Source organism: Streptomyces sp. NPDC059917 (genome assembly GCF_042730635.1).
GTDB lineage: Bacteria > Actinomycetota > Actinomycetes > Streptomycetales > Streptomycetaceae > Streptomyces.
Genome location: NZ_JBHWLC010000005.1, coordinates 116834 through 141894 on the forward strand (window position 1 = coordinate 116834; position 25061 = coordinate 141894).

The 25061-nt window shown below is 72.5% G+C and carries 31 protein-coding genes; 14 read left to right on the forward strand and 17 right to left on the reverse strand.

Annotation, left to right across the window (positions count from 1 at the left end):
- Positions 1-45: 45 nt before the first annotated feature.
- Positions 46-978 carry a hydroxymethylbilane synthase gene (hemC, locus tag ACFWAR_RS04800; RefSeq protein ID WP_385773073.1) on the forward strand — a complete coding sequence of 311 codons (933 nt, stop codon included), beginning with the start codon at positions 46-48 and terminating at the stop codon, positions 976-978.
- An 11-nt stretch (positions 979-989) separates the two neighbouring features.
- Here the strand turns inward: hemC and ACFWAR_RS04805 are convergent, their stop codons facing one another.
- A complete protein-coding gene (locus ACFWAR_RS04805) occupies positions 990-1637 on the reverse strand; it encodes a TetR/AcrR family transcriptional regulator (protein WP_385773245.1) in 648 nt (215 codons plus the stop codon).
- A gap of 157 nt (positions 1638-1794) precedes the next feature.
- Between ACFWAR_RS04805 and ACFWAR_RS04810 the strand changes: the two genes are divergently transcribed.
- The 3 genes from ACFWAR_RS04810 (at position 1795) to ACFWAR_RS04820 (ending at position 3725) form a co-directional block, all read left to right on the forward strand.
- Positions 1795-3276: an MFS transporter gene (locus tag ACFWAR_RS04810; RefSeq protein ID WP_385773075.1), complete on the forward strand. Its 1482-nt coding sequence runs from the start codon at positions 1795-1797 to the stop codon at positions 3274-3276.
- An 82-nt stretch (positions 3277-3358) separates the two neighbouring features.
- Positions 3359-3523, forward strand: coding sequence for a hypothetical protein (locus ACFWAR_RS04815; RefSeq protein WP_385773077.1), 165 nt, complete (start codon positions 3359-3361; stop codon positions 3521-3523).
- Between the two features lie 79 nt (positions 3524-3602).
- On the forward strand, positions 3603-3725 hold the full coding sequence (locus tag ACFWAR_RS04820; RefSeq protein WP_385773079.1) for a hypothetical protein: 123 nt from the start codon (positions 3603-3605) through the stop codon (positions 3723-3725).
- Between the two features lie 19 nt (positions 3726-3744).
- On the opposite strand, the gene ACFWAR_RS04825 is transcribed toward ACFWAR_RS04820, so the two are convergent.
- Together ACFWAR_RS04825 and ACFWAR_RS04830 are read right to left on the reverse strand one after the other, a co-directional pair.
- Positions 3745-4857 carry a glutamate--cysteine ligase gene (locus tag ACFWAR_RS04825; protein WP_385773081.1) on the reverse strand — a complete coding sequence of 371 codons (1113 nt, stop codon included), beginning with the start codon at positions 4855-4857 and terminating at the stop codon, positions 3745-3747.
- Between the two features lie 23 nt (positions 4858-4880).
- Positions 4881-5246, reverse strand: a complete 366-nt coding sequence (locus ACFWAR_RS04830) for an STAS domain-containing protein (RefSeq protein WP_385773083.1) — start codon at positions 5244-5246, stop codon at positions 4881-4883.
- Positions 5247-5611: 365 nt separating this feature from the next.
- Between ACFWAR_RS04830 and ACFWAR_RS04835 the strand changes: the two genes are divergently transcribed.
- The gene (locus ACFWAR_RS04835; protein ID WP_385773085.1) at positions 5612-5899 is read left to right on the forward strand and encodes a WhiB family transcriptional regulator; all 288 of its coding nucleotides are present in this window, start codon (positions 5612-5614) and stop codon (positions 5897-5899) included.
- Positions 5896-6891 (forward strand): YihY/virulence factor BrkB family protein, encoded by a 996-nt coding sequence (locus ACFWAR_RS04840; RefSeq protein WP_385773087.1) that lies wholly within the window; start codon positions 5896-5898, stop codon positions 6889-6891. Before ACFWAR_RS04835 ends, ACFWAR_RS04840 begins: the two co-directional genes overlap by 4 nt.
- A 78-nt stretch (positions 6892-6969) precedes the next feature.
- Here the strand turns inward: ACFWAR_RS04840 and ACFWAR_RS04845 are convergent, their stop codons facing one another.
- The 4 genes from ACFWAR_RS04845 to ACFWAR_RS04860 all read right to left on the reverse strand — a co-directional run bounded on the left by ACFWAR_RS04845 (position 6970) and on the right by ACFWAR_RS04860 (position 10649).
- On the reverse strand, positions 6970-7236 hold the full coding sequence (locus tag ACFWAR_RS04845) for a DUF4235 domain-containing protein (protein WP_385773089.1): 267 nt from the start codon (positions 7234-7236) through the stop codon (positions 6970-6972).
- A complete protein-coding gene (locus ACFWAR_RS04850) occupies positions 7233-7490 on the reverse strand; it encodes a hypothetical protein (protein ID WP_385773091.1) in 258 nt (85 codons plus the stop codon). Before ACFWAR_RS04850 ends, ACFWAR_RS04845 begins: the two co-directional genes overlap by 4 nt.
- Before the next feature lie 264 nt (positions 7491-7754).
- On the reverse strand, positions 7755-10112 hold the full coding sequence (locus tag ACFWAR_RS04855; RefSeq protein WP_385773247.1) for a phosphoketolase family protein: 2358 nt from the start codon (positions 10110-10112) through the stop codon (positions 7755-7757).
- 186 nt (positions 10113-10298) lie between these two features.
- Positions 10299-10649, reverse strand: a complete 351-nt coding sequence (locus tag ACFWAR_RS04860) for an STAS domain-containing protein (RefSeq protein ID WP_385773093.1) — start codon at positions 10647-10649, stop codon at positions 10299-10301.
- A gap of 188 nt (positions 10650-10837) precedes the next feature.
- Here ACFWAR_RS04860 and ACFWAR_RS04865 point away from each other — a divergent pair, with 188 nt between their 5' ends.
- The 3 genes from ACFWAR_RS04865 (at position 10838) to ACFWAR_RS04875 (ending at position 12858) form a co-directional block, all read left to right on the forward strand.
- On the forward strand, positions 10838-11464 hold the full coding sequence (locus tag ACFWAR_RS04865) for a flavodoxin family protein (RefSeq protein ID WP_385773095.1): 627 nt from the start codon (positions 10838-10840) through the stop codon (positions 11462-11464).
- A gap of 69 nt (positions 11465-11533) precedes the next feature.
- On the forward strand, positions 11534-11839 hold the full coding sequence (locus tag ACFWAR_RS04870; protein WP_385773097.1) for a CDGSH iron-sulfur domain-containing protein: 306 nt from the start codon (positions 11534-11536) through the stop codon (positions 11837-11839).
- Positions 11836-12858, forward strand: coding sequence for an iron-containing redox enzyme family protein (locus ACFWAR_RS04875; protein ID WP_385773099.1), 1023 nt, complete (start codon positions 11836-11838; stop codon positions 12856-12858). Before ACFWAR_RS04870 ends, ACFWAR_RS04875 begins: the two co-directional genes overlap by 4 nt.
- Positions 12859-12964: 106 nt before the next feature.
- On the opposite strand, the gene ACFWAR_RS04880 is transcribed toward ACFWAR_RS04875, so the two are convergent.
- Positions 12965-13126, reverse strand: coding sequence for a hydrophobic protein (locus ACFWAR_RS04880; protein WP_385773101.1), 162 nt, complete (start codon positions 13124-13126; stop codon positions 12965-12967).
- Positions 13127-13303: 177 nt separating this feature from the next.
- Here ACFWAR_RS04880 and ACFWAR_RS04885 point away from each other — a divergent pair, with 177 nt between their 5' ends.
- Both ACFWAR_RS04885 and ACFWAR_RS04890 read left to right on the forward strand, forming a co-directional pair.
- Entirely contained in the window at positions 13304-13495 is a 192-nt protein-coding gene (locus ACFWAR_RS04885; protein ID WP_385773103.1) for a hypothetical protein, read from the forward strand.
- Positions 13492-13737, forward strand: coding sequence for a hypothetical protein (locus ACFWAR_RS04890; protein WP_385773105.1), 246 nt, complete (start codon positions 13492-13494; stop codon positions 13735-13737). Before ACFWAR_RS04885 ends, ACFWAR_RS04890 begins: the two co-directional genes overlap by 4 nt.
- A 79-nt stretch (positions 13738-13816) precedes the next feature.
- On the opposite strand, the gene ACFWAR_RS04895 is transcribed toward ACFWAR_RS04890, so the two are convergent.
- Entirely contained in the window at positions 13817-14404 is a 588-nt protein-coding gene (locus tag ACFWAR_RS04895; RefSeq protein WP_385773107.1) for a TetR/AcrR family transcriptional regulator, read from the reverse strand.
- Between the two features lie 70 nt (positions 14405-14474).
- On the opposite strand from ACFWAR_RS04895, the gene ACFWAR_RS04900 reads away from it, so the two are divergent.
- Positions 14475-15368: an NADP-dependent oxidoreductase gene (locus ACFWAR_RS04900; RefSeq protein ID WP_385773109.1), complete on the forward strand. Its 894-nt coding sequence runs from the start codon at positions 14475-14477 to the stop codon at positions 15366-15368.
- A gap of 112 nt (positions 15369-15480) precedes the next feature.
- The gene (locus tag ACFWAR_RS04905) at positions 15481-16632 is read left to right on the forward strand and encodes an FAD-dependent oxidoreductase (RefSeq protein ID WP_385773111.1); all 1152 of its coding nucleotides are present in this window, start codon (positions 15481-15483) and stop codon (positions 16630-16632) included.
- Positions 16633-16695: 63 nt separating this feature from the next.
- On the opposite strand, the gene ACFWAR_RS04910 is transcribed toward ACFWAR_RS04905, so the two are convergent.
- Entirely contained in the window at positions 16696-17298 is a 603-nt protein-coding gene (locus tag ACFWAR_RS04910; protein ID WP_385773113.1) for a C40 family peptidase, read from the reverse strand.
- 266 nt (positions 17299-17564) lie between these two features.
- Complete coding sequence (locus tag ACFWAR_RS04915) at positions 17565-18851, reverse strand: ABC transporter substrate-binding protein (RefSeq protein WP_385773115.1); 1287 nt, start codon at positions 18849-18851, stop codon at positions 17565-17567.
- A gap of 305 nt (positions 18852-19156) precedes the next feature.
- On the opposite strand from ACFWAR_RS04915, the gene ACFWAR_RS04920 reads away from it, so the two are divergent.
- On the forward strand, positions 19157-19846 hold the full coding sequence (locus ACFWAR_RS04920; RefSeq protein ID WP_385773117.1) for an NAD(P)H-binding protein: 690 nt from the start codon (positions 19157-19159) through the stop codon (positions 19844-19846).
- 82 nt (positions 19847-19928) lie between these two features.
- Here ACFWAR_RS04920 and ACFWAR_RS04925 read toward each other — a convergent pair whose 3' ends face one another.
- The 6 genes from ACFWAR_RS04925 to ACFWAR_RS04950 all read right to left on the reverse strand — a co-directional run bounded on the left by ACFWAR_RS04925 (position 19929) and on the right by ACFWAR_RS04950 (position 24877).
- Positions 19929-20570, reverse strand: coding sequence for a dihydrofolate reductase family protein (locus tag ACFWAR_RS04925; RefSeq protein ID WP_385773119.1), 642 nt, complete (start codon positions 20568-20570; stop codon positions 19929-19931).
- Between the two features lie 288 nt (positions 20571-20858).
- The gene (locus ACFWAR_RS04930) at positions 20859-21203 is read right to left on the reverse strand and encodes a beta/gamma crystallin domain-containing protein (protein ID WP_385773121.1); all 345 of its coding nucleotides are present in this window, start codon (positions 21201-21203) and stop codon (positions 20859-20861) included.
- 541 nt (positions 21204-21744) lie between these two features.
- Positions 21745-22506 carry an isocitrate lyase/phosphoenolpyruvate mutase family protein gene (locus ACFWAR_RS04935; RefSeq protein ID WP_385773123.1) on the reverse strand — a complete coding sequence of 254 codons (762 nt, stop codon included), beginning with the start codon at positions 22504-22506 and terminating at the stop codon, positions 21745-21747.
- An 84-nt stretch (positions 22507-22590) separates the two neighbouring features.
- Positions 22591-23835, reverse strand: coding sequence for a spore photoproduct lyase family protein (locus ACFWAR_RS04940; protein ID WP_385773125.1), 1245 nt, complete (start codon positions 23833-23835; stop codon positions 22591-22593).
- A complete protein-coding gene (locus tag ACFWAR_RS04945) occupies positions 23828-24310 on the reverse strand; it encodes an MSMEG_6728 family protein (RefSeq protein WP_385773127.1) in 483 nt (160 codons plus the stop codon). The genes ACFWAR_RS04940 and ACFWAR_RS04945 overlap by 8 nt, the downstream gene beginning before the upstream one ends.
- 288 nt (positions 24311-24598) lie before the next feature.
- Positions 24599-24877 carry a GlsB/YeaQ/YmgE family stress response membrane protein gene (locus tag ACFWAR_RS04950; RefSeq protein WP_385773129.1) on the reverse strand — a complete coding sequence of 93 codons (279 nt, stop codon included), beginning with the start codon at positions 24875-24877 and terminating at the stop codon, positions 24599-24601.
- Positions 24878-25061: the final 184 nt, after the last annotated feature.

The following is a 25061-nucleotide window of genomic DNA, read 5'->3' on the forward strand; positions in this document are numbered from 1 at the left end:
AGCATGAGTGACCAACAAGCTCTCGGATGCGTGGAGTTGGGGCGAATGGGTGACGTGATCCGAATCGGCTCCAGGGCGAGCAAGCTCGCCAGGCAGCAGGTCACGGAGTGGCTCGCACCGATCGCCGAGCGGTTCCCCGAGGTCACGTTCAAACGCGAGACCATCCTCGAAGGCGGCGATCAGGACCGGGTGACGCCCACGCTCGCCGAGGTCGCCAGGACCGCCGGGGGGAGCGCCTTCTCCACGAACCAGGAAGCGGCGCTCGTGTCCGGGCGGGTGGACGTGATCGTGCACTCGCTCAAGGACCTCCCCACCTCCGTGCGCGAGGGCACCCTCCTGCTGACCACCCCCGGCCCGCGCGAGGACGTACGGGACGTCCTGTGCGGAGCCACGCTCGACGGCCTCCCGAAGGGGGCCCGGGTCGGAACCGGCGCTCCGCGCCGGGTCGCCCAACTGCTCGCGCTGCGGCCCGACCTGGACGTGGTCGCGATCCGCGGCAACGTTCCCGGACGCCTCGCCCGGACGACCAGGGGCGGCCTCGACGCGGTGGTGCTCGCCGCGGCCGGACTGAACCGGCTCGGGTTGATGCCCGAGGTGCACGAGGTCCTCGACCCCGCCGTCTTCCCGCCGTCCCCGGGACAGGGCGCGCTCGGCATCCAGGTCCGCGTCGGCTCACCGGCCGCGAGGCTCCTGGAGCGGACCGGCGATCCGCACGCCGACGCGTGCGTACGCACCGAGCGCGCCCTGTTGGCGGAGCTCCACGGAGGCTGCTCGGTCCCGGTGGGCGCCTGGGGACGGGTGGGCCCCGACGGGCTCCTCCGCCTCTGCGCCACCGTGACGTCACTGGACGGCACCCGGCAGGTCACGGCGTCGGGAGAGGGGCCGCTCGACGCCCCGGAGAAGCTCGGCGCCTGCGTCGCGGACGACCTCCTCGCCCAAGGCGCCGTCGACATCCTGGAGCGGATCAGGCGGGGCTGAGGCGCCGCGCGTCAGGCCCCGGCCTGGAGGCGCAGCCCCGCGAGGGTGAGGTCCAGGGCGGAGCGGAACTGCTCGGCATCGTCGTGGCCGTCGAACTCGTCGACGATCTCGTGCACGAACGGGAACTCCTCGGGGTCGAGCTCGCGCCAGGTCTGGGCGAACCGGCCGAGGTATTCGTCGCGGTCCGTGGCGCCGTCGCGCACCTCCTGGGGCGGCTCCTGACCCAGGTCGACGGCGGAACCGACGACCACGCCCGCGATGGCCGAGACCGCGTGGAAGCGCTGGCGCGCCGTCAGGTCGAGGCGCAGGGTCTGGCGGCCGAGCTCCTCGTACAGGCGCAGGGAGTTCGACTGGAGCGTGGTGTTGCGCATGAAGTACGCGCCGAGCCAGGGACGCTCCACGATCGCGTCGAAGAGGGTCACGGCCATCGCGCGGAGGTCGTCGATGGGGTCGTCGCCACCCGGGAGCCCCTCGATGTCCGCCAGCACCGCGCCGATCACGTGGTCGGTGGCCAGGTCGAGCAGTTCGTCCTTGCTCGCGACGTACCAGTAGATGCTGGCGACGCCGCCGCCGAGGCGCTGCGCGAGGGCCCGGAACGTCAGCGCGGGCACCCCGGCCTCGTCGAGGAGGGCCACCGCTTCGGTGAGCACGGCCTCCATCGAATGCGAGGCGCGGCGGCGGGTCGCGCCGCCCCGGCGGTTCTGCGGGCGCTCCATGGCGTCCATCCTTTCGCGTCTTGCATCGCATCGAACGTTGTTCTATCGTACCCGATCGTACGCTGTTCGATACTCGAACCGCGTTCGATCGGAGGAACCCATGAAGACCGCCACATCACCGTCGCCGCCCCGCACACCGTCCGCGTATCCGTCCCTACGCGCCGCGTGGATCCCCCTCACCGCTCTCTGCCTGGCCTTCTTCGTCGAGATGGTCGACAACACGCTGCTCTCGATCGCGCTCCCCACGATCGGCCGCGACATCGGCGGCGGCACGACCGCGCTGCAGTGGGTCACCGGCGCGTACTCGCTGACCTTCGGCGGCCTGCTGCTCACCGCCGGATCGCTGGCCGACCGGCTCGGCCGGCGCCGGGTGCTGCTGGTGGGACTCACCGTGTTCGGCTCGCTGAGCCTGTGCGCCGTCCTCGTGACCTCGGCGGGCGAACTCATCACCCTGCGCGCCCTGCTCGGTGTCGCCGCCGCCGCGATGGCCCCGATCACGAACTCGCTGGTCTTCCGCCTGTTCGACGACAAGGCCCTGCGGATGCGCGCCATGACGGTGATGATCGTCGTCGGTATGTCCGGCTTCGTGCTCGGGCCGCTGCTCGGCGGCACCGCGCTGGCGCACGTCCGGTGGGAGTGGCTGCTGGTCGTCAACGCTCCGATCGCGCTCGTCGCCTGCGTCGGCGTCCGGCTCGGCGTCCCGGCCGACCGCCCCGAGGACCTGACCGCCGACCGGCTCGACCTGCCGGGCGCCCTCCTCAGCGTCAGCGCCATCGGGCTCGCCTGCTACGCGCTGACCAGCGGTGTCGAGCACGGCTGGGCTTCGGCGCCCACCCTCGGGTCCATCGCGGGCGCCGTCGTGGCCGCGATCGCGTTCGTGGCACACGAACGCCGGAGCGCCGCGCCCATGCTCGACCTGCGCCTCTTCTCCGACGGCACCGTGCGCGGCGCCGCCCTCGCCCAGATCGGGACGTCCATCGCGATGGCCAGCGTGATGTTCGGACTGATCCTGCACTTCCAGTACGCCTACGGATGGAGCCCGGTGCGGGCCGGCCTCGCCAATCTGCCGATCATCGTGACGATGATCGCCGCGACCCCCCTGTCGGAATGGCTCGCACGCCGGTTCGGCCACCGGATCGCCTGCCTGATCGGCTCGGCCTGCCTGGCCGGGGCGCTCGCGGGCCTCGCCTGGGGCGTCGACCGCGGGTACGCCGTCATCGCGCTCTGCATGGTGGTCATGACCGTCGGTCTGCGCACCGTGATGACGATCTGCGCGGTCGCGCTCGTCGACGCCATGCCGAGCAACCGCACCTCCATCGGCGCGGCCCTCAACGACACCGCCCAGGAGGTCGGCTCCAGCCTCGGCACCGCCGCGGTGGGCACGCTGATCGCGCTGCTGGTCACGACCCGGCTGCCGAACGGCACCTGGAGCGGTGAGCTGGTCGCCTCGTTCTTCCGCGGCGAGCGGATCACGTACGCGCTGCTCGCGGTCGTCGTCGGGGTGATCGCCGCGGGCGGCGCGCTGAGCCTGACCGACTCCCGCTCCTCCGAGGAAGCCCGGCCCGACGCGACGGGCGGATGAGTCCGCTCCGGCGTTACGCTGCTTATGTCCCGAAATACAGCTGTGGCGAGAGCGTCCGAGTCCCAGAAGGCGGGGAACTGCCATGAGCCAGTACGACGAGTACTCCACCCCCTCACAGGCCGAGGGCGAGCGGCTCGACGAGGACATGGACGAGGCCCAGCGAAGGCAGCGCCACCCGCAGACGCAGCGCAGCACTCCCTCACAGGCCGAGGGGGCCCGCGAGGCGGACGAGGACGGGCAGAAGTAGCGGGGCGGTCCGGCGCGGGGGCCGGACCGGGACCCGGATCGAGGGGAATCGAACCGCTCTTCGCGGGCAGGAGCGCGATATGACGCTCCCTCAACACACCTCTCTGTCCATGGCTCAGGTGATCGGTCCCTCCTGGGTCCACTTGCTCGTGATGGGCTTCGCCCTGCTCGTCCTCGTCCGCTCGCTCACCCGGCACCGGTGAGGATCCCGGGCCCCGCCCGTCACGTCCCGACCGTCATCGCCGCACACCGGGTGACGACGGACGCCAGGCTCCGTCCTTCTGCGCGCAGCCTGCGCTGGATGCGGGCACCGTTCCCGCGTTCGTGCAGGTGGGAGATGGACTCCCGGACGCGCTCGGCGTCCCCGTGGTCCTCCAGCGCTTCGCGCACGTGCCGGAACAGGGCTTCGACGGCCTGCTCGGGGGACGTCTCGCGCATGGTCACGGGGTGCAGCAGGGGTCCGTCCAGTCCCGAGCGCGCGGCTCGCCACGAGGCGAGTCGCAGCAGGTTCGTACCGATCCTGGCCGGCGGCCGGCCGTCCTGCCAGGCGCGGGCCGCGGTCTCGACCAGGGCGCGGACGAGGGCGGCGAGGAGGACGGGCGTGGTGGCGTCGAGGCACACGTCGGCGACCCGGACCTCCACGGTGGGGTAGGTGGCCGACAGGCGGGCGTCGAAGTAGATCATGCCTTCGTCGCACAGCACCCCGGTGTCGATCATCGCGCGGACCTGCTCGTGGTAGCGATCGGCCGAGCCGAAGAGGTCGACCGGGCCCGCGGAGGGCCACCGGTTCCACACGCGGCTCCGGTAGCTCCCGTACCCGCTGTCCTCGCCCTGCCAGAAGGGCGAGTTCGCGCTCATCGCCGTCAGCACGGCCAGCCAGGGCCTGATGCGGTCCAGCACCGCGACGCCCTCTTCGTCGGAGGCGACCGACACGTGGACATGACAGCCGCACGTCAGCTGCTCCTGCACCATCAGCCCGAACTGGTCGCCCATCCACCGGTAGCGCGAGCCCACGTTCAGCGACGGCTGCACCTCCAGGGGCGACGTCGCCACCGCCGCCACCAGGGCGCCCGCGCTCGCGGCGTGCCGGGCCGCCTCGGCGCGGATGCGGAGGATCTCCTGCTGGAGCCCGCCCATGTCCACCGCCGGTTCGGTGGCGAACTCCAACTGCTCCTTCTGCAGTTCCTTCTCGAACGCGTGATCCGGGCCGACCGTGTCCGGGCGCCGCGGTGCCGAGCGGTCCGCCGCCGCCAGGGCCGCCCCGGAGACCGCCATCGGGGCACCCGTCCGTGCGTCCACGAGCAGCAGCTCTTCTTCCACGCCTACGCTTCGCATCTTGCCGCCCGTGCGTCGAACCGTCAGATGCCCCGCACCTGCCCCGCTTCCCGTCGACCATGTCGACGACTGGTCCCGACGGTGAACAGACTGCGGGTTCCGGTGAGATCCAGGACGCGTCGTCCCTGGTGGGGAACATCGGCCAGTTCGAGCGTCCACTCCTCCTCGATGGCGCGGGCGCGCAGCGCGAGCAGGACGTGCAGTGCGCTGGTCCCCAGGAACGTGCTCCGTCCGAGGTCGAGCACCAGGGTCCGACCCGACAGTTCCAGGGTGTCCAGCACCGCGGTGACCATGGGGCAGGTGTGGTAGTCGATGTCGCCGGTGACGGACACCACCACCCGCTCCGCCGACTGCTCGGTGAGCTCGACCTCAAAGGTGAGGACGCGCATGGCCGCCCGCCGTTCCTGAGGAGCCCGTCACGGCCGCGTCCGCTGCGCAGCGCGGGCCGTCAAGCGCGCGACCCGTGCCGCGCACGGCCCGGTGGGCACCCGTGGGCGGCACGGCACACGGGACGACGGCGATCGGGTGCCGCCGCCGCGACCCACCGGACCAGGCTGTCCGACACGCTGCGCCTACCCCTGCCACGGCGCCGCCAATCGAGGATCTCCGCAGGTCGAATGGCGGGCTCACGGCCGCCGGTCCGTCCGCCGGGGCGGCGGCGCGGCTCGCCGCTCACGTTTCGAAACCGGGTTCGTGGCCAGACGAGCGGGTGGAGCGCGTGTTCCGCAGGGCCCGGCGGTAGGAGACGATCGGAATGGCGAAGGTGTCGCATCTGCCCGGGAGGGCCGAACACCACTGGATATGGCAGATGGAGGCCGCGTGCCGGGGGGTGGGGTCGGAGGTCTTCTTCCACCCCGAGGGGGAACGCGGTCCGGAGCGCGAGGAGCGCGAGGAGACCGCCAAGACCGTGTGCGCCGCGTGCCCCGTCCGCGCCCGCTGTCTGGAGCACGCGCTGCGCGTGGCGGAGCCCTACGGAGTCTGGGGCGGGCTGTCGGAGAAGGAGCGCCGCTCCGCCGTCGCGCCCGGCAGGACAGCGGCATGACGGCCCCCGGTGCCCCGGAACGCGAGCAGGGCGACCCGGCGGAGCGTGCCGAAGAACCGGCATCCGAGCCGCCTGGGCGGTCCTGGTGGGCCGTACTGCGCGCGACGGCCGCGGAGTTCACCCACGACGAGCTGAGTGACCGCGCCGCGGCGCTGACCTACTACGGCGTGCTGGCGCTCTTCCCCGCGCTCCTCGTGCTCGTGTCCTTGCTGGGCACGGCCGGGGACGCGGTGACCGGGCAGGTGCTGGACGCCCTGCGGCAGCTGGCTCCGGGGTCGGCCCGGGACGTGATCGGCGACGCGGTGGCGCGGTTGCAGGCCCGTAGCGGTGTCGGCTCGGTGATGGCCGTCGTGGGCCTGGTGCTGGCGCTGTGGTCCGCCTCCGGCTACACCGCCGCGTTCATCCGCGCTTCCAACGCGGTCTACGACGTGCCCGAGGGGCGACCGGTGTGGAAGGTGCTGCCGCTGCGCCTGGCGCTCACCGTGACGCTGATGGCGCTCGCCTGTGCGAGCGCGCTGATCGTCGTCTTCACCGGCACCCTGGCCCGGCGGGCGGGCGACCTCCTGGGCATCGGTGACGGCGCGCTGACGGTGTGGTCGATCGCGAAGTGGCCGGTGCTGGTACTGCTCGTCACGATCATGATCAGGCTGTTGTACTGGGCCGCGCCCAACGCGAAGGGCCGCGGCTTCAAGTGGGTGACCCCCGGCAGTTTCCTCGCCCTCCTGATCTGGCTGGTCGCCTCGGTCGGCTTCGCGTTCTACGTCGCCAACTTCGCCTCCTACAACAAGACCTACGGCGCCATCGCCGGGGTGGTCGTCTTCCTCGTGTGGCTGTGGATCAGCAATCTCGCGGTCCTGCTGGGGCTGGAGTTCGACGCGGAGATGGTGCGCCGGCGGGCGATCGCCGGGGGGCTGCCCCGGGGAGAAGAGCCCTACGTCGAGCCCCGCGACACCCGGGCCTGGAGCGAGGAGGACCGCCGCCGGATGAAGTGAGCGCTCACCTCGCCCCGCCGCCCGGCCTCGCCCTCAGGGGCGGCCGGGCGGCGGGGTGGCGGGACCGATCCGGCGGGATCAGCCGGGCCAGGTTCCGGTCAGTCGGCGGGTGGCCACGGCTCCGGAGCGGTCGACCGCGGCCTTGACCACGGCGAAGACGGCTCCCTGGAGACCGGCGGCGAGGAGGATCTCCCTCCACGAGCGGTGCTCGTCCGTCGCGTCGGGAGCGTCGCCCTCGCCTTCGATCAGCTTCCAGGCCTGCTTGAACGCCACTGCGGCCAGCATGCCGCTGACCGCGCCCAGGGCCAGGCCGACCGGCTTGTACGCGATCGCCGATGCCTTCACTTGCGCCCCCGGCCCCGGCGCACCAGCAGGAACACGACCAGGGCGGCGCCGAGGGCGAGCAGCGGGGTGCGGTTGCCCTTCGCCGCGGTCGCGACCTGGCCCGTCGTGTCGAGGACCGGCTCGGGCGTCTTCTGTCGCACCAGCCGCGCGGCCTGCCCCGCCGTCACGCGGATCTGGTCGCTGACGTGCTCGATCAGGTGGCGCGGTGCCGCGGCGCCGGGGTCGGATGCGTTTCCGTGGGGATGGGCGGTCATCGGTGGGTCCTCTCCCTGGTCTCGGCCGTATCGGCCCTGACGCCGTCGACGCTCCGCTCGGGGACGGGCGGCGGCCACTGGGCGAAGGGGCCCGAACTCGGTTGGTTCGGGCCCCCGTTGACCCCTGCGGGCGCTGCTTCTCGCGTTGCCCCGCGCGGCGAAGGCGTGTACTGCGCCTGCCCTGGCCCGGACGGGTCATTCGCTCGACCGGGGAGTCTTCAGGAGCGCGCCCGCGCCCGCGCGGTGCGACGAGGGCGGCCTCGCTCATGCCGGCCAGCTCCATCGGGTGATCTCGGCCGGGTCGGTGCCGGTACGGCGCAGCTCCGCGCGCAGCCGGTCGCGGCGGTCGGTGTACTCCTCGGCGAGTGCCGCGGCCCCGGGGTGGCGACCTTGAAGGTGCCTCAGGGCGGCGACGGCCAGATCGTGCCGCGAGGTTCCGTTCAGGGCCAGCAGGTCGTACGGGGTGGTCGTGGTGCCTTCCTCCACGTATCCGCGGACGTGGAACCGATCGGGGCGGGGGCGTCCGTGGAGCAGCTGGTGCACGGCGGAGGGGTAGCCGTGGAAGTCGAACACGACGTGCGTGTCGTCGCCGAACAGGTCGCGGAACCGGTCGTCCGGCATCCCGTGGGGGTGGCGGTCCGGCGGCGCGAGGGCGCAGAGGTCGACGACGTTGACGAAGCGGATCCTGGCCCGGGGCAGGTCGCGCCGCAGCAGGTCCGCGGCGGCGAGCGACTCGACCGTGGGGATGCCCCCGGCGCAGGCGAGGACGACCTCCGGGTGCCGGCCCGCGTGCGTGCTCGCCCAGGTCCATTGCGAGGCGCCGGCGCGACAGTGGGCGCGCGCGGCGTCGAGGTCGAGCCACTGGGCGGCGTCGTGCTTGCCCGCGACGACGACGTTGACCTTTCCCGTCTCGTCCAGCAGCTCCCTCATCGTGACCAGCAGCGTGTTGGCGTCGGGCGGCAGGTAGACGCCGGTGACCGTGCTCTTCCGGTCGAGCAGGTTGTTGATGAAACCGGGTCCCTGGTGGCTGTACCCGTTGTGCTCCTGGCGCCATCCCTCGCTGCTGAGGAGGTACGTGAGGCTGCTGACCGGGGCGCGCCAGGGAACCTCGCGCGCCGTCTTCAACCACTTCGCGTACTGGTTGACCATGCTGTCCACGAGGGAGGCGAAGGCCTCGTAGGTGGGGAAGAGGCCGTGCCGTCCGGTGAGGAGGTAGCCCTGGAGCCAGCCCTGGCAGTTGTGTTCGGACAGCATCTCCATCACCCGGCCGCTGCGGGTGAGGTCCTCGGAGTACTCCTCGACCGGCCACGTGTAGGCACGTCCACTGGCCGACAGGACGGCGTCGAGCTTGTTCGAGGCCAGTTCGTCGGGACAGACGACGCGGAAGTCGCGCTCGGCGGCGGTGGCCCGCATCAGCTCCGCCAGCCAGTCGCCGAGGACGCGGGTGGGGCTCGCGGTGGCCGTGCCGGGGCCTTGGGCGACGTCGACGGCGTACGGTTCCAGCGGAGGCAGCGGGAGCGGGCGGCGCAGGTGGCCGCCGTTCGCCGCGCGCTGGGCGCCGATGCGCGCGGTGCCCTTCGGGACGCAGGCCAGGACGTCCGGCACGGGCCGTCCCCCGGCGTCGAAGAGGTCCTGGGGCCGGTAGGAACGCAGCCAGCCTTCGAGGGCCCGCAGTTGCTCCGGGTCGTCGGCGGCATCGGGAAGCGGCACCTGGTGGGCGTGGAAGGTGCCCTCGACGGCCTTGCCCTCGACCTCGGCGGGCGCGCCCTGCCCCTTGAGGCTCCGCAGCACGATCATGGGCCAGGCCGGGCGGGCCGGCACGTCGCCGGACCGGGCACGGCACTGGAGGTCGCGTATCGTCGCGTGCGCGTCGAGGACCGCCTCGTCGAGGGGCTCGCCCGGTACGTCGCCTCTGACGTCCACGATCCGCGGGGCCCAGCCGTATCCGCGGAACAGCGCCGTCAGTTCCTCGTCCGACATCGTGGCGAACACCGTCGGCGAGGAGATCTTGTAGCCGTTGAGGTGGAGGACGGGCAGGACCGCTCCCCCGGTCACCGGGTCGAGGAACTTGGGCGAGTGCCAGGCGCCCGCGGTGGGTCCGGTCTCCGCCTCGCCGTCACCGACGACGCAGGCGACGATCCGGTCCGGCGCGTCCAGGGCGGCGCCGAAGGCGGTCGCCAGTGCGTAGCCGAGTTCACCGCCTTCGTGGAGGGTGCCGGGGACGGACGGCGAGAGGTGGCTGGGGAAACCGTCCGGCGCGCAGTAGCGACGGGCCAGCTCGCGCAGCCCGGCCGCGGTCCTGGCCAGGGCGGGGTCGTACGCCTCGTGGGTGCCTTCGAGCCAGAGGTTGGCGTGGAGGGCCGGCGCCCCGTGACCGGGCCCGGTGACCAGGAGCACGTCGGCGTCGCGCTCACGGACCAGGGTGTTCAGGGCCGCGTAGACCATGGTGATGCCGGGACAGGTGCCCCAGTGGCCCAGCAGCCTCGGTTTGACGTGTTCGGGCCGAAGCGGCTCCGTCAGGAGCACGTTCTCCCGCAAGAAGACGAGGGCCGCGGCGACGTAGTCCGCCGCCCGTCGGTAGCTGCGCTGGTCCGGCCGTCCGGTCTGCCGGGTGGGCTCCATCACGGGACTGCTCCGTATCGTCGGGGCTCGCGGGACACGCTGCCCGCGCGTCTGCCCCCGGCCGGGCGCCCGAACCGGTCGCCCCCGCGCGGCGGAAGACCGGGCCGCCCCGGCGCGGTGGGCCGAGCGGGCGCCGCGCAGCGTCCGACGCCGCTCGCGCCACGGGCTCGGCCCGATGGGCCGCGGTCAACCCACGACGGCCGGGCGGAGGGGGAAGAGCGGGGCGGTACCGGTCAGGTCGAGCAGCCGCAGCATCTGGTGGCTGGGGGCCGCGAGGCTGAGGACGCGCCCGCTCCGCGAGGCGGCTTCACGCGCGCGCAGGAGGGCGTTCAGGCCGGAGGAATCGCAGAAGGACGAGTTGCTCAGGTCCACGACGATTTCCGTCGCGGGTCCCGCGTCGGCGAGGGCCGCGGTGATGAGGCTCTCCAGCTCGCCCGCGTGCTGGATGTCGATCTCACCGGCCACGCGGACGACGATCGGGGCCCGGGCGTCGCCGCCCGCGTGGCCGGTCGTCCGCGCATCGAATTCGGTAGCCATGTGAGGCCTCCTCGCCCCCTGCTCCGGACGCCTGGCTCCTGCCCGCGCCGTCCCCGGCCACACCCGGCGGACCGTACCGGTATCGGGTGACGGGTGACGGGGCGGCCGTACGGGTCGGCGTCCTCGGGGCGGATCCCGCCCGCCCGCCGTGCGCGCATACCGGAGGGGAGTGCGGGCAGCTGCGGACCATGGACACCACAGAGACCACTCCGCTGCGCGCCGTCGCACTCGTCTGCACCCTGTCGCCCTCGCCGTCCCCGTCCAGTTCCCAGCTGCTGGCCGAACAGACCATGGCCGCCCTCGCCGAGCACGGCGTCACGGGAAAGGTCATCCGGGTCGCCGATCACGACGTCAAGGCGGGCGTCCAGGTGGACATGGGCGAGGGGGACGCCTGGCCCGAGATCCGGGACACGGTCCTGGGCTGCGACATCCTGGTCCTGTCCACGCCGATCTGGCTCGGGCACCCCTCCAGCGTGGCCCAGCGCGTGCTGGAACGCCTGGACGCCGAAATCGGCGAGAGCGACGACGAAGGCCGCATGCTCACCTACGGCAAGGTCGCGGCGGTCTGCGTCGTCGGCAACGAGGACGGCGCGCACAAGGTGTGCGCCGATCTCTTCCAGGGCCTGAACGACGTGGGCTTCTCCCTCGCACCGAACGCGGTCACGTACTGGGTCGGCGAGGCCATGCAGGGCACCGACTACCAGGACCTCGACAAGACGCCCGAGAAGACCGCGGCCACCACGTCGACCCTGGCCGCGAACACCGCGCACCTCGCCCGCCGCCTCAAGGCCGCCCCCTACCCGGCCTCCTCCTGACGCGGTGAGGCCGCCGGGGGCCGGTCCCCGACCGCGCGTGCGCGGCGCGATCACGGGTAGACGCTCGACATGATCACTTCTGCTCCTCAGGACCCGCCCGGTCCGCGGGCACGCGCCGCACCCGCACAGGACGCCGCCGCCGAGTGCCCGCGGGCCCGGCGGGTCCGCGTGGAACCCTCGGGCCCCGTACTCGTGGAGGGGCCGGTCGAGATCGTGCGGGAGGACGGCACGACGGCCCGCTCGGACCGGTTCATGGTCGCCGTGTGCACGTGCCGTCGCAGCCGTGACTACCCGTGGTGCGACACCAGCCACCGGGCCCGCGAGCAGAGGTCCCCCTCGCCCGAAGGCACCCCCGACGGCAGGAGCGCGTCATGACGCCACCCTCCGGAGCCGACCCCGTCACCGGGTCGGCGTCCGCGCCCGCACTCGTGCGGGGCCGCGGCGAGCTCTCCTCGGCGGTGGTGCGCGCCCTGCGCACCGGGCGACCCCCCGCGTGGGCCCCCGGCTCCGCCCTAAGGGCCGATCCGTGGGGGGAGGACCTCCAACTCGCCCTCTACCTGCTGTACGAGCTGCACTACCGCGGGTTCGCGCAGGTCGACGAGGCTCTCGAATGGGATCCCGGGCTGCTGCGCATGCGTCGCGCCCTGGAGGACCGCTTCCTGCACGCCCTCAAGGCGGGTACGGCGGACGCGCCGCGGTCCGTGGCGGCGGCGTTCGCCCCCTTGCTCGTCGAACCCGTCGACCTGAGCGACAGCCTCAGCCAGCGCCTGCGCGTCGAGGGCGAGTTGTGGCAGCTGCGCGAGTACGCGGCCCTGCGCTCCCTCTACCACCTCAAGGAGGCGGACCCGCACGTCTGGGTGATCCCCCGGCTGACCGGCCGTGCCAAGGCCGCGATGGTCGCCATCGAGTACGACGAGTTCGGAGCGGGCCGCCCCGAACGCATCCACGCACGGCTCTTCGCCGACCTCATGGCCGACCTGGGCCTGGAACCGGCGTACGGTCACTACCTGGACCGGGCCCCCGCGCCCGCGCTGGCGACCGTGAACCTGATGTCTTTCCTCGGCCTGCACCGGGCCCTGCGCGGCGCCCTGATCGGTCACTTCGCGTGCGTCGAGGTGACCTCCTCCCCCGGCTCGCGCCGCCTGGCCGCCGCCATGCGCCGGTGCGGCGCCGGTCCGGCAGCCGTCCGCTTCTACGCCGAGCACGTCGAGGCGGACGCCGTCCACGAGCAGGTCGTGCGCCACGAGGTCATCGGGGGACTCCTCGCCGACGAACCCGCTCTGGAGCCCGACATCGCCTTCGGCTGCGCGGCGACCCTGCTGCTGGAGGACCGCCTGGCCACCCACATCCGCACGGCCTGGGACCGGGGCCACAGCGCGCTCCGCCCCGTCTGAAACGGTGTCCGGACAGCACGTCATGGCTGTGGCCCGCCACCCCGGTGGAGCAGGGGGCAGGCCACACACAGCCATGACGTTCACGAGCCGTACGAACGGCGGGCGGCTACCAGCGGTACCAGCGGCCGCTACCGCCCTTCGGACGGGCCACGAACCCGACCAGCCACAGTACGAGGACCGCGATCGCGACCCACCAGAGAATCTTCAGCGCGAAACCCGCACCGAAGAGGATCAGTACCAACAGGAGAACGAGAAGCAGGGGAACCATGAGTATCAACCTCCAAGGCACCGCATGCCCGGTCACCCTCTGAACATGCACGCACAGTCGCCGCCTCACCCGGGGCGGGACGACCGGGTCCCACCGTCAGGACCGCCCGCCGCGCCGCGTGCTCGCCCCCGGCGGGTAGGTCGACCGTCGCGGGGTAGACGTGGGCACGGAGGCACCATGAACGACACCGATCCGGACCGGATCCACCGCAGCGCCACCGGCAGGCCGTGGCGCCACTTCGACGAGGTGCGCCAGGCCATGGAGCACCTCTTCGCCGATTCCGCGGGAACGGCTGCCCGGCCCTTCGACCGTACGGGCCGCGGCCCGGCGCCGGCCACGGGGCCGGGCGACGAGGGAGCGCCGTCATGATCTCGGTGGCGATCTCGCTGATCCCGGCGACCGACGGGCAACTGCTGATCCCGGCCGCCCAGGTGACGGCCCTCCTGCGCACCATGGCCGATGACCTGTTGGCCCCGGCCGGAGCCGAGGACGCGCAGGGCCGCTCCAGAACCGTCGACGAGGCGGCGGGCGCCATGAACCAGCTCGCCGACCACCTGGACGTGGAGTGCATCGCGTGCACCGACGACCGGGGCGACGGACCACGGCGCTGACGACCACCAGCGGCGGTCCGCCGGGGGCGTCCCCGAAGCCGGGCGGGCTCGCGGCGTACCTCCTCGGAGCCGTCGCGCCTCACGCGCGCCCGGAGGAGCGGGTGGCCTCCCAGGCCGCTTCGATCATCTCGAAGATCTCGTCCACCGCGGCGTCCGGATCGGCCGCCTCGCGGCCCAGCGCGTAGGCGTCGATCACGAAGCGCGCGATGGCCCGACAGGCCGTGGGAGTCGCTGCCAGTGCGGGGTCCGCGGCCATGGCCCCGGCCAGGGCTTCCGCGTGCCGCAGGCGCATCGAGTCCTCGTACTCGCGCAGGGCGCGCGACTCGTCGATCATGCGGTAGATCGGGGCCGCGCCGTCCGCCGTGCAGTGCCGCACCATGCCGCGGATCTCGTGGCGCAGGGCCGGCATCAGCGGTTCCGCGGGGGCCCTGTCCGTGACCGCGCGCGTGAGGCGCTGCTCGAAGTCCTCGTCCTGCTCGAAGACCAACGCCTCTTTCGAGGCGAAATGGTAGAAGAGCGTGGTCACGGCGACGTCGGCCTCGGCGGCCACGTCACGGATGCCCACCGCGTCGTACCCGCGCTCCAGGAAGAGCCGTAGGGCGGTGTCGGCGATCTTCTGGCGGGTCGCGGCCTTCTTGCGTTCACGGCGTCCGGTCGGCACGGTCATGGCCTGATGCTAACAGGGGCATATTCATAACGATCCCTAAATGCTAACCGTTAGTGCTACGGTGGTCGGCATGAAGAAGGTGAGCTTCGCCGAGTTCGGCGGTCCCGACGTCCTGCACCTCATAGAGGCCGAGGAGCCCCACGCGGGCCCCGGCCGCATACGCATCGCCGTGCGCGCGGCGGGCGTGAACCCCGTCGACTGGAGGCTCCGCGAGGGCCAGGTCCTGGGTCCACGTCCGGTGCGACTGCCCTCCGGCGTCGGCCTGGACGCGGCGGGGGTGGTGGACGAGATCGGCGAGGGGGTCGAAGGCGTCGAGATCGGCGACCGCGTCTTCGGCGAAGGGGCGAGCACCTACGCCGAGTTCGCCGTTCTCGGGGTCTGGGCCCGGATGCCCGACGACCTCACGTTCGAGGAGGCGGCGGGATATCCGTCCGTGGTGGAGACCGCCCTGCGCGTCATCGCCGAGACGGGTGTGCGCCCGGGCCAGACGCTGCTGGTGAGCGGCGCGTCCGGGGGCGTCGGATCGGCGGTGCTGCAGATCGCACGCGAGCGCGGCGTCAAGGTGATCGGCACGGGCGGCGCCGCGAACCAGGACTACCTGCGGAGCCTGGGCGCGCTGGCCACGACGTACGGCGACGGCTGGGTCGATCGGGTGCGGCGGCTCGGCACCGTCGACGCGGCGCTCGACCTGGCCGGCTCGGGCGTGATCCGCGAACTCGTGGAGCTGACCGGCGACCCGCGCAAGGTGATCTCCACCGCCGACCTCGACGCACCGCGGCTGGGCGCCCGCTTCTCCGCAGCGGCGGGCAGCGTGCAGGACGCGCTCACCGAGGCCGTCGACCTCATCTCCAGGGGGAAGCTCCGCATCCCCGTGGAGAAGTCCTACCCGCTCGCCGAAGCCGCGGCCGCACACATCGACAGCCGGGCGGGCCACACCCGGGGACGGCGCGTCATGTCCATCTGAGCCGATTCCCCTCGCGGTTCGGCGACGGGGAACGCGCGATCCACCCTTCCAGAGTTCCTGCCGCGCACCCGCCGGGGCACCCCCGGCAGGTGCGCGGCGGCAGAGGAGACCCATGCACACCCTGAAACCCACGGCATCCGGGCGGACTTCGGTCACGATCATCGGCGCAGGGCTCGGCGGCCTCGTACTGGCCCGCGTCCTGAGCCTCCACGGCATCCCGGTCGCCGTCCACGAGGCGGACCCCTCCCCCGCGGCGCGTGCGCAGGGCGGGATGCTCGACATCCACGAACACAACGGCCAACGCGCACTCGCCGCGGCCGACCTGATGGACGAGTTCCGCGGCGTGGTCCTGGAGGGCCGCCAGGAGACACGGCTCCTGGACCGGGACGGGACCGTCCTGTTCCACAAGATCGACGACGGCGCGGGCGGGAGCCCCGAGGTGCAGCGCGGCGAGCTGCGGCAGATCCTGCTCGACGCGCTCCCCGCCGAAACCGTCCGGTGGGGCCACAAGGCGACCGGCGTCCGCCGCCTCGGCGAGGGGCGCCACGAGGTGGCCTTCGCGGACGGCTCCGTCACCGTCACGGACCTGCTGGTCGGCGCGGACGGTGCCTGGTCGCGCGTCCGACCGCTGCTCTCCGACGCCACGCCCGCGTACATCGGCCGCTCCTTCGTGGAGACGCGGCTGTACGACGCCGACACCCGCCACCCGGCCACCGCGAAGGCGGTCGGCGGCGGAACGCTCTGCGCGCTCGACCGGGACCAACAGGGGAAGTGGTTCGTGGCTCACCGGGAGAAGGGCGGGACCCTCCGCACCCATCTCACGCTGGCCAAGCCCCTGGACTGGTTCACCACCATCGACTTCACCGATGCCGCCGGGGCAGCCGCGCGGATCGCGCGGGAGTTCGAGGGCTGGGCACCGGAGCTCACCCCCCTGATCACCGCGGCCGGGACCGCACCGGTCCTGCGCCCGCTGCACGCCCTGCCGATCGGGCACCGCTGGGACCGGGTACCGGGAGTGACCCTGCTCGGCGACGCCGCCCACCTCTCGGCCCCGGACGGCGAAGGCGCCAACCTGGCCATGCAGGACGGCGCCGAGCTCGGCCGGGCCCTTGCCGCACACCCCGACGACCCGGAGGCCGCCCTCACCGCGTACGAGCGGGCGCTGTTCCCCCGCAGCGCGCGGGCCGCCGCCGTGGTCCCGCACGACCCCACGCCACGGGACCTGATCGACTTCTTCACCGGACGCCCGCCCGGCGCACGCTGACCGATCCGCCGGGCCGCTCGGCTGCCGGACCGGTCGGTTCCCGGCCCCGGTCGTCGCGGGGCGTCAGAGAACGCGGACGGCGCCCGAGGGGCTGGACCAGTCGAGGCTGCGCTCGACGACACCGACGCGGGAGTTCTGGGCGCCGACGTAGGTGCCGTTCCCTAGGTAGACGGCCACGTGGGTGGCGGCGCCCTTGGCGCCCCAGTAGAGGAGGTCGCCCGGCCGCAGGTCCGACAGGGCGACGTCCCGGCCGCTCGCGGACTGGTCCTGGGAGACGCGCGGGAGGTCGACGCCCGCCTGACGGTAGGCGGCCTGGGTCAGGCCGGAGCAGTCGTAGGCGTTCGGTCCCGTCCCGCCCATCACGTACGCCTTGCCGACCTGGGCCCGCGCGAAGGCCACGACCTTCGCGGCGGCTCCCGTCACGCTCTCCGATCCCGAGCCGTCGGAGCTGTCGGAGTCCCCGGAGGCGGCAGCGCCGTCGGGCCGGGAGGACGGTATCTGCCCGCTCGCGCCCGTCGGGCCCGAATCCGCCTGGTGGGCCGAGGCCGGAGTGGCCGTGGCGGCCAACGCGAGGGTGCCGAGGACACCCCCGAGGACACCGACGCGCGTCGAGGAGGTGCGGGAACGGGGCTTGGCATGGCGGGGCTTTCGAATCGTTGTGATCATGCGGCCAGCTCTACCAGCGACGTCGAGACTCGCTCAAATCGTATGGAATGCGCCACAACTGAGACAACGTGCAGCCGAAACGGCTCCACACGACGCCCCGCCACCGCCGCGGCATTCGCCGCCGCACCCCGTTACCCTCCCGTGACCTGCGCTTCTTGACGCACGCTCACGGCCCGACCCCGCCCTACCATTTCGAGTCGACCAGGGCCACCCGCGCACCGACCGGCGATCCGACCACGTGGCACACCTCACCCCGGACCCCGCGGCTAGTCGCCCGCCTTCCGGGCGTCCTCGGCTATCTCTTCCAGCACCTTCGCCGGTCGCGCGCCCGGCTGCACGGCCGTGCCGATCTTCTTCTTCATGTCGGCGTTCACCCCGGCCCAGGACTTCTTGCCCACCGGGTACAGCCGCGAGGACGGCAGGGCGTTCAGGAACACCTTGAGCGGTGCGGTGCCGGGATCGTCGGAGTCGAGCATCCGCTGGTAGCCGCTCGTCGTCACCGGCAGCAGTCCGTACTTGGAGGTGAAAGCGGTGACGTTCTTCTCCTCGTACAGGTAGTCGAGGAACTTCCCGGCTTCCCGCGGGTGCCCGTTCTTGAAGGCCATCAGCCAGTCCGCGACGCCCATCGCCTGCGGCTCCGAGCCGTTCGCCGTGGGCAGCGCGACCATCCCCAACTTGACTCCCTTCGCGGCGGCCTGCTTCACCAGGGTGGGGTGACCGTTGAGGATCCCGACCTCCCCGCGGGTGAAGGCGTCGAAGGCCTTCTGGCGGTCGAGCTTTCCCGGTTCGTCCGGGCCGGTCAGTCCGGCGCCCACCAGGTCGTCCCGCAGGAACTCGAAGGTCTTCACGTTCGCGGTCGAGTCGATGACGTAGTTCCCTGAGTCGTTCGTGATGCCGCCGCCGCCGGCGAGCATCCACTGCATCGACTCGGCCTGCGCCTCCTCCGGCCCCAGGGGCAACGCGATCGGGGTGCGCACCCCGTCGCTCTTGAGCTTCCGCGCCGCCGCCGTGAGGTCCGCCCAGCTCCGGGGCTGCCACGGCGCGCCCTTGGCGGTGACGCCCGCGCTCTCCAAGAGCTTCGTGTTGTAGAACATCAGCCGGGTCGAGGCCACGAACGGCAGACCGTACTGGTCCCCCCGGACCCTGCCCGCTTCCGCGAGCGGCGCGAGCAGATCGGATTCCGTGCGCAGCGAGAGGAGATCGTCGGCCACGTACAGCTTCCCGGCGGCCGCGTAGTCGGCGTAGGCGCCGATCTGCGCGATGTCGGGCGGGTGGCCCGCCGCGACCATCTCGGCGACCTTGGCGTCCACGTCGTTCCAGGACAGGACGGTCACCTCCACCCGCACGTTGGCGTGCGCCTTCTCGAAGCCGGAGGCCAGCTCCTTCCAGTACGGCTCGGAGGAGTTGGCCGGGCCGTCGCCGTAGTCGGCGGCCACGACGCGGAGCACCACCTCGGCCGCCCCGGGGTCGGACATCATTCCGCAGCCGGCCAGCAGCACCATCGCCAAGGAACTGGTCGCGGACGCCCGCAGCCAACGACGCTTCACCCTCATGCCTCACCCTTCTCCGCTCCGCACTGGGCGTAAGGTCTACACCACATGTACGTCGCCCTCACAGGGTTCTGCACTATCGAATCGGCATCGCTTCCTCCACCAAATCACTTCTTCGACGGACCAGTTGCCGCCCGTGCGCGGTTTCCCCACCGGCCCGTGACCAACGGGTGGTCAGCGGGCCGAGGAGCGGCGAAGGGGGCGAATCCGTTTCCGGCGGCGGGCGACGTTCGGCGGCGAGGGCGGTGCCGTGTGGCATCCTGCGCAGACACCGGCGGGCCGGCCGCCGGCAGCGGAAAGGACCTCCCGTGACCCGTAGCGCCCTCCTGGTCGGAGCCACCGGACTGGTCGGCGGACAGCTGCTGGCACGGCTGCTGCACGATCCGCTGTACACGCGCGTCACCGTGCTCGCCCGGCGCCCGCTCGCCCTCCAACACCCCCGGCTGGACACCCGGGTGGTGGACTTCGCCGAACTCGGGGCCGACGATCTGGCCCTCGGGCCCGGTGGGGCCGACGTGTACGGCGCGCTGGGGACCACCATCCGGCAGGCGGGCTCGCAAGCGGCCTTCCGCGAGGTGGACCAGCACCACACCGTGCGGGTGGCCGGGCTGGCCCGGGAGGCGGGTGCCGAGCGGATCGCGGTGGTCTCCTCGGTCGGCGCGAGCTCCGGCTCCCGGACCTTCTACCTGCGGGTCAAGGGGGACATGGAAGCGGAGGTGACGGCACTGGGGTACCCGCAGACCGAGTTCTTCCGGCCCTCCTTCATCCTCGGGCGCCGCCCCGCGCACCGCCGGGGCGAGGGGCTCGGCAGCGGCGCCGCGACCGTGCTGGCCCCCCTGTTGGCGGGGCCCGCCCGCCCGTACCGGCCGGTGCCCGCGGGCCGACTCGCCGCGGCGATGATCGCCGCCCTGGCCGAGGACCGGCCCGGGCTCCGGGTCCGCACCCACGACGACTTCCTGGCCCTCGCCCCGGAGCCGGCCGCCGACCGCCGGGCGTGACCGGTACGGTCGTCCACGCCATCGCGTTCCGAACGCCGAGGGCGAGGGGCCCGATGCGTCACGCGCACGACCGCCGCGCGCTTCACGAGCGGGCGGCGCCACGGTCGGGTGCGCTCATGTCGCCCGTACCCGGCGTACCGTCGGCGAGCCCGTAGCACAGGTGGACCGTGCCCTTCGGGCTGGTCTGCGGCGGTGTGAGGAGAGTGAGGTTGGTGGGCACCGCGCCGCCGTCGAACACCTTCTTCCCGACGCCGAGCACGATGGGGTGCACCCAGAGGTCGAGGCGGTCGAAGAGCTTCTCGCGCAGCAGGGTCTGTACGAGGTCCAGGCTCCCGACGACCTTCACGCGCTCGTGCCGCTCGCGGACCTCGCGCACCGCCCCGACCAGGTCCGGACCGAGCAGCGTGGATCCGGCCCACGCGAGGTCGGGCTCGCCCCGGGACGCCACGTACTTCGGGACGCGGTTGAAGAGGGTGGCGAACCCGTCGTCCTGTCCGCCCTCCTGGTGCGGCCAGTAGGCCGCGAAGATGTCGTACGTCCGCCGACCGAGCAGCAGCGCGTCCGTGCCCTCGTAGGCGGCGTCGACCTGCGCACCGGCGTCCTCGTCCAGCAGCGGCACCTGCCAGCCGCCGAAGGGGAAACCGGCCGGGTCCTCGTCCGGGCCTCCGGGCGCCTGCCCGACGAGGTCGAGGGTGGTGAAGAGCTCGATGTCGATGCGGCCCATGGCCTGCTCCTTGGGTACTCGTCGTCCTGGTCGTCCCGCTCGAAAGGTAGACCGGAGGGCGCGCGAGAACTCATCGGTCCTCGCCGCGCCTCCTCCGTCCGGCCGTGTCTTCGCCCGGATTCCGATCGTGAGCAACTGCGACGACACACGGGAGCACCGACCCGAGCGGGACTCCCCCGCAGGCCGCGGAGCAAGGGCCGGGGGGCGGCACCCGGACCTGCGGGGGAATCCCGATGAGGCCTCAGGGCCTCCGCGTCTCAGAGCCTCAGGAGCTCGGGAGCTCAGGCGTCAGAGGATCTCGATGGAGTTGACCTTGGGCGGGCGGTTCGGGAAGGTGATCTCGGTCCAGCGGTCGATCCGCACGGAGTCGCCGTTGGCGTCGTAGTAGATGAGGTCGTTGTTACCGGTGGAGATCTTGTCCACCCACCAGCCCCCGAAGTCGGTCCGGCCCGCGTTCGCGTAGCAGTCCACGCTGTTGGAGCCGCCGCTGTGGGACCAGATCTTCAGGAAGTTCTCGCCGCCCCGGCACTCGACGTGGTTGATGGCGTAGGCGTTGCCGGGGATGGTCAGGGTGAACGACGCTGCCGCGGCGAATGCCACGGCGGCCGACCGGAGGAACCTCTTCGCATTCATGCGCACGCACTCTCCTTGCACGGAAAACGAGTGACCGACGCACCCGCGAAGTCTTCGCGGGTGCACATCAAGACTCCTGTGCAATGGGTGCGCCATGCAATCAACTCGGCTGCGCACGGCTGGATTTGGCGCCACGATGTCCCGTTTTAGGCATCGACGTCGGAGATGAAACGTTTAAGCCATGATGTGGCCCATCGCCGATCGGCCACATGTCAGGCCGCGTGGCGCCCGTGCTTGCCCCGCGGCGCCGCCGGGCGCGGGGCTCCGGCCCGGGAGTCTGCCGTCACCGGTTCCGGAACGACGCGCAGGTGTCGCGCCCGGGCCGGCTCCGGGGCACCTCTCACCGGGCCCAGCACGTACTCCTCGTAGCGTCCGAGCCCGAGGAGGGCGCACATCAACAGGGGCGGTATGAGCAATGCCAGGAACAACACGGAGGGTCCTTCGGCCGAGGATGTCTCGTACGGGCTCCGTGCGCGCATGCCCGCTCCCCGGCCGCGAACACCCGGTCTGCGGGCCCTGCTCCTCGTGCGGGGTCGGTCGGCTACGGCGCCCAGGGCCCGAGCGCGGCCTTCATCGCGTCCGTCATCGCGAGTTGCAGCAGCGGGCCGTAGGTGATCCGGCCGACGCCGAGGCGACGGAAGCGTTCGAGGTCGTGCTTGACGGGGTGGGCCGTGGAGTTCACCGGAATGCCGACGGCGGCGATCACGGCCCTGAGCAGGTCGTCGTCGTCCTGGATGCCCACCGGGTAGACGCTGTCGGCTCCGGCCTCCTCCAGGGACCGCAGCCGCTCGACCGCCTCGTCCAGCACGGCGGAGGGATCGTCCGCGTGCAGGAAGACGTCCGTGCGCCCGTTGATCCAGAGGGGGACCCCGGCGTCGTCGGCCGCCGCGCGCAGGCCGGCGACGTAGCGCGCGTGTTCCTGCGCGCCGCGCAGCCGCCCACCGTCCGAGTGGACGGTGTCCTCGACGTTGAGGCCGACGCCGCCGACCTCGAGGAGTCCGGCGACGAGGTCCGCGGGCGTCTGCCCGTACCCGGCCTCCAGGTCCACGGACACGGGAACGTCGACCGCCGCGATGATCGGCCCGACGGCGGCGAGCACCTCCCCGAAGGTCTGCCCCTCGTGGTCCTCGGCCCCCCGGGACTCGGCGAGCGGATGACTGCCGACCGTCAGCGCCGCGAATCCGGCCCCGACCGCCGTACGCGCGGACCAGACGTCCCACACGGTCGGCAGTACGAGCGGCTGGTACGCGCCGTGCAGGTGCTTGAGGCGCCTGGCGCGCTCAACAGTGGTGCGGAGGTCCATGCCCAGCACGCTACCCCCGGAACGGCCCGGACGGCGCGCGGGCGGGCGGGCGGGCGGGCGGATGCGCTGTGGCGCGTGCGGGCGTCAGAAGGCGTAGCGGATCCTCAGCCACGGGGCGTGGGCGGCGACGAGCGCGCGCAGCGCCTCGACGGCTCCGGACTTCACTCCGCCCCGGTAGCGGACGTTCCAGCTGCCGTTCTGCGAGCGTTTGGGCTCCTGGAGGTCGGGGCGCCACAGGGCGTCCTCGGCGCGCGGATGCCAGCCGAGGTTGAGGTCGTGCAGGTCCTCGTTGTGCGTCAGCATGATCACTTCCGCCGCGGCCTGCGCCTTGACCGGCGCCGGCAGTACGTCGTCCATGTGGCGCAGCAGCTCGGCCCAGTCCGTCTCCCAGCCCGGTCGCAGCACGACGGGCGAGAGGTTGAAGTGGACCTCGTACCCCGCTTCCAGGAAGTCTCCGGCCGCGGCGATGCGGCTTTCCACGGGGCTGGTGCGGATGTCCAACAGCCGGGAGTCGGCCTGCGGCATCAGGGAGAACCGGACGCGGGTCCGGCCGCGCGGGTCGAGCAGGAGGAGGTCCGGGTTGACGAACTTGGTGGCGAAGGAGGCCTTTGCGGAGGGCCACCGGGCGAAGGCCCGGACGGTGTCGCCGACGTTGTCGCTGATCAGGGCGTCGACGGAGCAGTCGCTGTTCTCCCCCACGTCGTAGACCCACGCGGTCGGATCGCACTGGTTGGCCTCCGTCTTGGGGCCGAGGCGCGCGACGTGCCGCGAGATGTGGGCGATGATCCGGTCGCTGTTGGTGAAGACCGTGATCGGGTTGGCGTACCCCTTGCGGCGCGGGACGTAGCAGTACGCGCAGGCCATCGCGCAGCCGTTGGCGGCGCCCGGGGCGATCCAGTCCGCCGAGCGTCCGTTGGGGCGGGTCGTGAGCGTCTTCTTCTCCCCCAGGACCAGGACCTCGCTCTTGATCCGAACCCAGCGGTCGACGTTCCCCGCGTTGCCGTGGAGGTCCGGGATGCCCCAGTGCGAGTCCACGGGGACGATCTCGGCGTCCGGGAAGCGGGCGAGGACCTGCCGGCCGCGCGGGGAGGCCGCGGCGGCGGGCTCGGCGCGGATCTCGCGCACCGCGAGCAGGCGGCGGGCGGCCGGGGAGTCGCGGAAGAGCGGCCCCGTCTCTGCCGGGGAGGGGCGTTCCCGCCCCGTGTCGAGGTCGTCGAGGGCGAACAGGGCGTCCGGCTCGCCCTGTGCCGGTCGACCCCGGTGGGGCGGTGCCCCCTCGTGTCGTGCCCGGCCCGTGCGCGGCTCCCGCGGGATGTCGGCCTCAGGCATCCTGGACGCCCTCGTCACGGTCGGACGCCGGCCAGACGTACGGCAGGTCGTTCGGCACCCCCGGGAAGTGCCCGAGGTAGAAGTCCGGGGCCTTGCGCACCAGCGCCGACTGGTGGCTGCGGTGGAAGTCCGGTGCGCCGAGCCACGGCGGCAGATCGCCGTCCGCGTCCAGTTCGTCCTGCGTCCTCGGCGTGCCACCCGGCAGCCAGCCGCGGAAGTCCTGGACCAGCGTGACGGCGCAGGTGTCACGGCGGCCCTCGGCCGTCCAGACCGAGCACACGTCCAGTCCGTAGCGCACGAGGGCCTCCTCGTAGCCCGCCCACATCCGTACGGCCGGGTGCCGGCGCCAGCCGTACCCCGGCACGATCAGACCGCGCAGCACCTGCACGGCTTCGACCCGCTGCTTTCCGAGCCTGAGCCCGTCGAGGACACCGGCCGAGTCACGAAACGACGCGAACGGAAGGAACGTCTGCACGGCGCTCTCCTCACTCCCTTCCTTGCGACACGCTCTGCTCCTGCTGCTCCTGCTACTCCTGCTACTCCTGCGACACGTTCCACTCCTACGGCACGCGCTTCCGGCCCGGTCGGGCCCATCGCCCGGTGCAGCGCGGGGCCGATCATGGGGCTGCCCAGGCCTTCCCCGGAGGACACCGGAAGAACCCCTGGGCCGCGAGATCACCCGAACGGGGCGGCCGGGAACGACGGAGCGGCTCTCCCTCGAACGGGGAGAGCCGCTTCCGGTACCGCCGTCCGGGCATACCGGTCAGGCGTGTCGGTGGGAGTGGCGACCGCCGGTCACGAGGCGGTACAGGGCCAGGAGGATGACGGAGCCGACGACGGCCGCGATCCAGGTGGAGAGGTCGAAGAAGCCGTCGATCGAGTCGACGCCGAGGATGACCTTGCCGAGCCAACCACCGAGCAGGCCGCCGGCGATGCCGATGAGCATGGTGATGATGATGCCGCCCGGGTCCTTGCCCGGCATGATCGCCTTCGCGATGATGCCGGCGAGCAGACCGATGACGATCCAGGCGATGATGCCCATGGTGGGTCTCCTACCTCGTGATGTGTGGTCGGTGTCAAAACCCCGTCTGCACCGTCCGAGCGTTTCCAAACCCCCCGGCGGACGTCGTCGCGTTCACCTCGGCGGAAGGTCCCCCGGCGATTGCCGCGGCCCGGCAGGTGCACACCGCCGCGAACGGGGCATGCGCATGAGCGACCTGGTGGAC